The organism is Butyrivibrio proteoclasticus (assembly GCF_900115735.1).
Taxonomy (GTDB): Bacteria; Bacillota; Clostridia; order Lachnospirales; family Lachnospiraceae; genus Butyrivibrio; species Butyrivibrio proteoclasticus_B.
The window spans coordinates 1-3,765 of record NZ_FOXO01000063.1 but is presented as its reverse complement, the minus strand read 5'-3'; the positions used below and the strand labels follow the sequence as shown (position 1 = coordinate 3,765).

Here is a 3,765-nt window from a genome sequence, read left to right as displayed (position 1 = left end):
CAATGCTCATTGCTTTTTGGAATTTTTCAGGGTTGCATTACTGTTTATTTGTCAAGGTGCAGGAGCTTGAAATCCGCTCCACTGCTGCATTTGCAGTGCCTTGTGTTTCGCAGCTGCATCAGCAACGAATACAAATATATCACCCGGGTACTTAAGTGTCAACACCTTTTTTAAATTTTTTTGGCCTTTTTTAGGCTTTGTCATTTTTACGTTTCACTTTAAAGAATATATGGAATATATATTGTTAAAATCAGCCTAGTACAAAAACAGAAACCAGCTAGTAAATAACTGGTTTCCGGCTATGTTTTTGCCACTTAAATTTTCAACCAGCTTTACTACTGAAAAATTTATGCTTTAAAAACAGAATTTTTTATATTTTCCGGCTCACAGGTATTGCAATGTGCCTTTTCAAAGAAGAAAAGTGAATGATTCATACTTGAAAGTGCATCCAATTTCCCCTCGTTTATCATCATTTTTGTTTTCAAAATTTTCATTCCCATTTCCATAGCTGTCATTTTCTGTTCTCCTCTCTAAATATATTTTCATCATACTTACAATTATTAATACGATGATAAGGAACAGGCGGCAAAAAAATTTCAATTATTTTTCCGAACAGTGAAAATGGTATTCTTATCAAACAGATCAATAGCAAAGGCCATCTTAAAATAGAACGGCATATTATCATAAGCTTCAAAGCTGGTACGCTCCAAAAACTCTTCAACAGATATTTCTTCTATATATCCATAGGGATTAGCAACTGTTATATTATCATTCTGAATGTCCATGCCAATAAGAAGCGAATAGTGAAGAGTCCAATCATCTCCGTATTTAGCTGCCCACTCAAATGGTACCGGTATCCCCTCGGACAAAGTCTCATACGCAGCTTCGATCAATTCAGTATTAGTCAGATATCTGTGGATAGTAGTTGTATACCCTGGAAATCTTTTATTCATCTCTTCTGCAAATTTAGGTCCGTTCGAAGTCACGACCTTCCCATATTCATTAAAAAGAGTCTCTTCGGTTATATCTCCTCCATCCCATTTGGAAAACATCTCTATACATGCGTATCCGCACGATATCTTTTGAGTTATAACATCAATGCCTTCAATATAAACAGGCCTGTTGTACTTTGTATTTACATATATAGAAGAATAATCTTCAAGAATATTGTTTGTCCTTATCCCCAACCTTATAAATGCTCCTGCCAAAAAAACTACTACAACTATCAGTATTGCCGCTAAACATTGAACTACTTTTTTCATATACATATTTTCCCCAACTTTTTTTCTATACTATATGAAGAAAGAAAACAGCACACAACCTAAATTGTGTGCTGTTAGCCACTTGTATCATTCAGAATATTTATATCTCTTCATAATCTGGCCAGATATTATACAGATGGTCGTTCCTGTCACGCCAAGAATAAACATCATCATCGCTGCGCCTGCTCCCTTTCCACTTCCGAAAAGAAAAGTCCAGAAGGGATCATCACTTTTAAGTACCATAAAGGGTTCGCAGATCTTGTCTACAAAGAGTCCTCCAAGGGAAAGACCAATGGGAATGGTAAAGAACTGCAGAGTATTCCTGCAAGCATATACTCTTCCCTGAAGCTCTATTGGAATGACATTGCGCATTATAACATTCTGGTTGGCTGCCATAAGTGGTACGAACACCCATCCTATTATCTGAGCAACACACCATAATACCGGGTTTCTGGCAAAGGCCAGTAAAAAATTCTCTATTCCTAGCGCAAAAAGCATCGTGAGATATATAACCTTTACTCTATCCTTGGGTTTGGGCAGGATCATTGGAAGAAAGCTTCCTGCTACCATAGCCAGCCCCGAGCATGCTGTTACAATTCCATACACATTGTTACCTTTTTGAGGTATAACAAGAGCCGGAAGCACAGCATCAAAAGCTGAAGCTGTCAGGTTAACCCCCGCCATGAACAGTATTACAGTAAGTATCAGTGGAGTATCTTTTAGGAATCTTAGCCCTTCCTTTGCCAGTTTGATAACATTTTCATCCTTGCCTGCTCCATCTTGAATCTCAGGCAATTTTATATAGAACAATAATGCCACAAATGCAATGGCAAAAGTCAGAAGATCTACAGCAATAACCGTTTCAAGGCCAGCCAATCCATAAACCGCTGCAGCTATGAGCGGGTTACCGATTGAAATGAGCGAACGTGACAATTGCTGAAAACCACTGGTCTTCTGATAATGCTCTTTTGGAACAATAAGCGAATATGTCACTTCTGACGCAGGCTGCTGAACAGTGTTCATGAGACCTGAAAAGGCATTGATGGCGTATAAATGCCACATTGACAGAGTATCAGTTTTGTATAATACAAATACAGCAACAGTCGTAAGCGCCGCTAAAAAGTCGCATATGAGCATGGTTTTCTTTTTATCAAATTTGTCTGTTATTGCTCCGGCAAAAATGCTCATAATTACATATGGTGCATATGTGCAGATTCTTAGCGCTGCTGTACTCAGCGCAGATCCTGTCTTTTCATACATCCACAGCGTCAGCGCGAATCCCGTTATTGCACTACCTAGCTGTGACAAACTCTGTGTGAGCCAGATTATGTAAAAATCTCTTAATTCCTTTATTCTGTTTTTCATTGTTATTTATCCTCCATACAAATAATTTTATCTGCATGGAGCATATGCAATGCAATTGATCATGCCCTTCCTCTCTTCTTTGCTTCTATCATTCAAAAACATTTTTCCTTATTTTTATATGTTTTATAGTAACTATACGCTTTGCAATATAAAAAAGACACCTTGCACTTATCTGGAGTCTTTTTACACAGACTCTTACTATATTAGTGTATATTATTTTATATGAAAATATCAATCTCGGAAGATGATCTTACCTGTTACATGATCCATTCCATCAACTATTGCAAGAGATTCGAGCTTGTAGCCTAAGTTTCTGATTATCTGTCCACCAGGCTGGAAGCCCTTTTCTATAGCTATACCAATACCTGCCACAGTAGCGTTGGCATTATTTATTATGGATATAAGTCCTTGCAAAGCACAGCCGTTTGCCAGGAAATCATCAATAATAAGAACCTTATCATTCTCATCAAGGAACTTCTTTGATACGATCACTTGATTCTTATTTTTATGGGTAAAAGATTCTACTTCAGCAGTGTACATTTCGCCATCAAGATTGACACTCTGCGTTTTTTTTGCAAATACCACAGGAACATTAAAATATCTTGCTGCCACGCAGGCAATACTGTGTGTGTTCCCGAAGGAAGATACAAGTATAAAATGTAGAGCCCTCCGAAAAGTATTGATGAAAAAATGCCTACATCAGGTTTCCATATCGTAAAAATAACATTGCCCTTAAGCTGACGGTCAGAAATGAATATAACAATCCCATCAAAAGAGAACCTGTCAGTGCACAGATAAGAGGAATAAAAATAGCAAGGAAACCATTTAACTCTCCTGACGCAACAGACTGTTCATAGAAAAAAAATCCTATTACACCGCTTATTGCGCCGACGTACATAAATAACCCACCTCCAGTCCATATCGTCTTAGTACAAAGGCAATTATGCATACGACGATAATTTGTCCTAATACTCCGACCAAATAGAGCGTCAGTGCCTTTTTGTTATTCATACCATTCCTTTTTATCTTCCGATTGAACTAAGTCGTCTTACAGAAATCAATTATTTCTTGTTTCCTGGGCTCTACATTCTCTTTATACTCAATTGATGTTAGGCCAAGATGACCTGCGCATTCAATA

4 protein-coding genes and 1 pseudogene are annotated in these 3,765 nt (G+C 37.6%); all 5 read right to left on the bottom strand.

Annotation, left to right across the window (positions count from 1 at the left end; all coding sequences use genetic code 11):
- Positions 1 to 347: 347 nt before the first annotated feature.
- The 5 genes and pseudogenes from BM146_RS19800 to BM146_RS18805 all read right to left on the bottom strand — a co-directional run bounded on the left by BM146_RS19800 (position 348) and on the right by BM146_RS18805 (position 3,525).
- Entirely contained in the window at positions 348 to 515 is a 168-nt protein-coding gene (locus BM146_RS19800) for a hypothetical protein (RefSeq protein ID WP_177201756.1), read from the bottom strand.
- Between the two features lie 81 nt (positions 516 to 596).
- On the bottom strand, positions 597 to 1,262 hold the full coding sequence (locus BM146_RS18820; RefSeq protein WP_074892215.1) for a C39 family peptidase: 666 nt from the start codon (positions 1,260 to 1,262) through the stop codon (positions 597 to 599).
- 87 nt (positions 1,263 to 1,349) lie between these two features.
- Complete coding sequence (locus BM146_RS18815; RefSeq protein WP_074892212.1) at positions 1,350 to 2,627, bottom strand: MFS transporter; 1,278 nt, start codon at positions 2,625 to 2,627, stop codon at positions 1,350 to 1,352.
- A 231-nt stretch (positions 2,628 to 2,858) separates the two neighbouring features.
- Positions 2,859 to 3,248, bottom strand: a pseudogene (locus tag BM146_RS18810) (xanthine phosphoribosyltransferase); the annotation flags it as partial.
- A gap of 73 nt (positions 3,249 to 3,321) precedes the next feature.
- Positions 3,322 to 3,525 carry a hypothetical protein gene (locus BM146_RS18805; RefSeq protein WP_074892210.1) on the bottom strand — a complete coding sequence of 68 codons (204 nt, stop codon included), beginning with the start codon at positions 3,523 to 3,525 and terminating at the stop codon, positions 3,322 to 3,324.
- Positions 3,526 to 3,765: the final 240 nt, after the last annotated feature.

Excerpts from the sequence above, each read along its gene's own strand:
- BM146_RS18820 (WP_074892215.1), bottom strand. The coding sequence starts at position 1,262 with ATGAAAAAAGTAGTTCAATGTTTAGCGGCAATACTGATAGTTGTAGTA.
- BM146_RS19800 (WP_177201756.1), bottom strand. The coding sequence starts at position 515 with ATGACAGCTATGGAAATGGGAATGAAAATTTTGAAAACAAAAATGATG.
- BM146_RS18815 (WP_074892212.1), bottom strand. The coding sequence starts at position 2,627 with ATGAAAAACAGAATAAAGGAATTAAGAGATTTTTACATAATCTGGCTC.
- BM146_RS18805 (WP_074892210.1), bottom strand. The coding sequence starts at position 3,525 with ATGTACGTCGGCGCAATAAGCGGTGTAATAGGATTTTTTTTCTATGAA.